Raw genomic sequence first — 1,448 nt, forward strand, 5'->3', positions numbered from 1 at the left:
GCTAGACGTTCTCTCAAAAAATATGGCGCGGATAATCGAGTCGAAAGGCGAGCTGATTGCAGACGCTCTCCAAGCTGGTGCTAGTTACGAATAGGACGGATATGAACCAGAATACGTGGAATCGATTGACGCCTGAACAGCGAACTGCGGTTCAGGCCATGTCGTCACGTTTCATCAAGGCAGTTCAGTCATCGAATGCCCGTGACGGTTGGGATTTCGGCGAGAAGTATTCTGTGCAGGAGGTTGGAGGTCAGTTTGTGATTACAGATGGCACAACACCTCTTCCTGGAATTGCGCACTCTGATCGGCAGGTGATGGAGGCTTTATACGGAGACGCGATTGGTAACTATGGGCGCTAAGAAACCAACGGAGAGAACAAGTCGTCGCAGATCAACGCCCTGCCCGCTACGAGTCGGAGTCGACATGAACGCTCGGACGTGTACCCTGAAATCGACGCGCGCCCTCGGCAGGGCGTGACTGGACTCAAACGTTCGGTGAGAAAATATGGATGCGCCATTTCTAGGAGCTGAGCAAGAGCTGATTGTCGGCGTGGAGACCGTAATAGAGTCCGATGCTCTAGATGAGAGTCGGGGCGTTGTCTTCGAGGACGACGGGGAGACTGGATACTTCTACGCCCGTGACTATTCAGTTCCGGATCAACTCTTCGTCGATGCGTTGCTCATCTACAATGTCCAGGGAGTGACGGATCGAGAGAAGCCCTGCAAACTGAAGATCATTTGGACTCGCAACTTCTCTGCGGCGGCATTGATGATTAATCTTGTTCCTCATGCGGTCTTCCACTTCGAAGAACAGTGTGGCTACGCGAAGAATCCGTTTCCCGAACCAGACCCATCAACGGGATGGACTCATAGCGATGAGCTTCTAGGGACGCGGGATCTATTCTTCCCCAAACAAACCAACACCGAACAAGGCGTCGATCTCAACACCTGACCCTTGGCGAGTCGAAAGCATCATGATCATTCAACCATCAACCCAGAAATCGGAGTCCACCCTTGGTCATGTGTGAGATGACTTCGACGTTCTGCTAAATAACCCATGTCTAAAACCCTACTCTACATAATCAAAGTTCTTGTCTCTATCGGCATAGCCTTCGCAGCTTTCTCAATATTCAAAAAACTGCTTGATCTGTTTATAACCACTGAAAGCCAAACGACGATAGACGCAATTTATATGATCGCATTCACTCTACTATATACAGCAATTAAGGAAGTTATTGAAGAGCTTATGGAGCCCCTTTTAAAGCTTCGTAAAGCAAACTGATATAAAGCTGCTAGTAGAGCTACTCACTAATCCCAACAAATTAACTTTGCAGAACAAGCCGCAGCACCCAACCGCTTCCTCTCCGAATTAATGACCTTTATGACAATTTCAATCCCAACCCAAGAACGTAGCGCGCTGAGCGGTCAGCGGTTGGTGTGCTAGACGTT

At 49.2% G+C, this 1,448-nt stretch carries 2 protein-coding genes; both read left to right on the forward strand.

Going from position 1 to position 1,448, the window contains the following annotated elements:
* Nucleotides 1–101: 101 nt before the first annotated feature.
* Nucleotides 102–359 carry a hypothetical protein gene (locus tag JIN82_RS02560; RefSeq protein ID WP_200310076.1) on the forward strand — a complete coding sequence of 86 codons (258 nt, stop codon included), beginning with the start codon at nucleotides 102–104 and terminating at the stop codon, nucleotides 357–359.
* Between the two features lie 145 nt (nucleotides 360–504).
* Nucleotides 505–951 carry a DUF2251 domain-containing protein gene (locus JIN82_RS02565; protein ID WP_200310077.1) on the forward strand — a complete coding sequence of 149 codons (447 nt, stop codon included), beginning with the start codon at nucleotides 505–507 and terminating at the stop codon, nucleotides 949–951.
* Nucleotides 952–1,448: the final 497 nt, after the last annotated feature.

It is taken from the genome of Persicirhabdus sediminis, from assembly GCF_016595495.1.
Taxonomy (GTDB): domain Bacteria; phylum Verrucomicrobiota; class Verrucomicrobiia; order Verrucomicrobiales; family Akkermansiaceae; genus Persicirhabdus; species Persicirhabdus sediminis.

Bases quoted from the DNA above. Each gene is read 5' to 3' on its own strand.
- JIN82_RS02565 (WP_200310077.1), top strand. From the start codon at position 505: ATGGATGCGCCATTTCTAGGAGCTGAGCAAGAGCTGATTGTCGGCGTG.
- JIN82_RS02560 (WP_200310076.1), top strand. From the start codon at position 102: ATGAACCAGAATACGTGGAATCGATTGACGCCTGAACAGCGAACTGCG.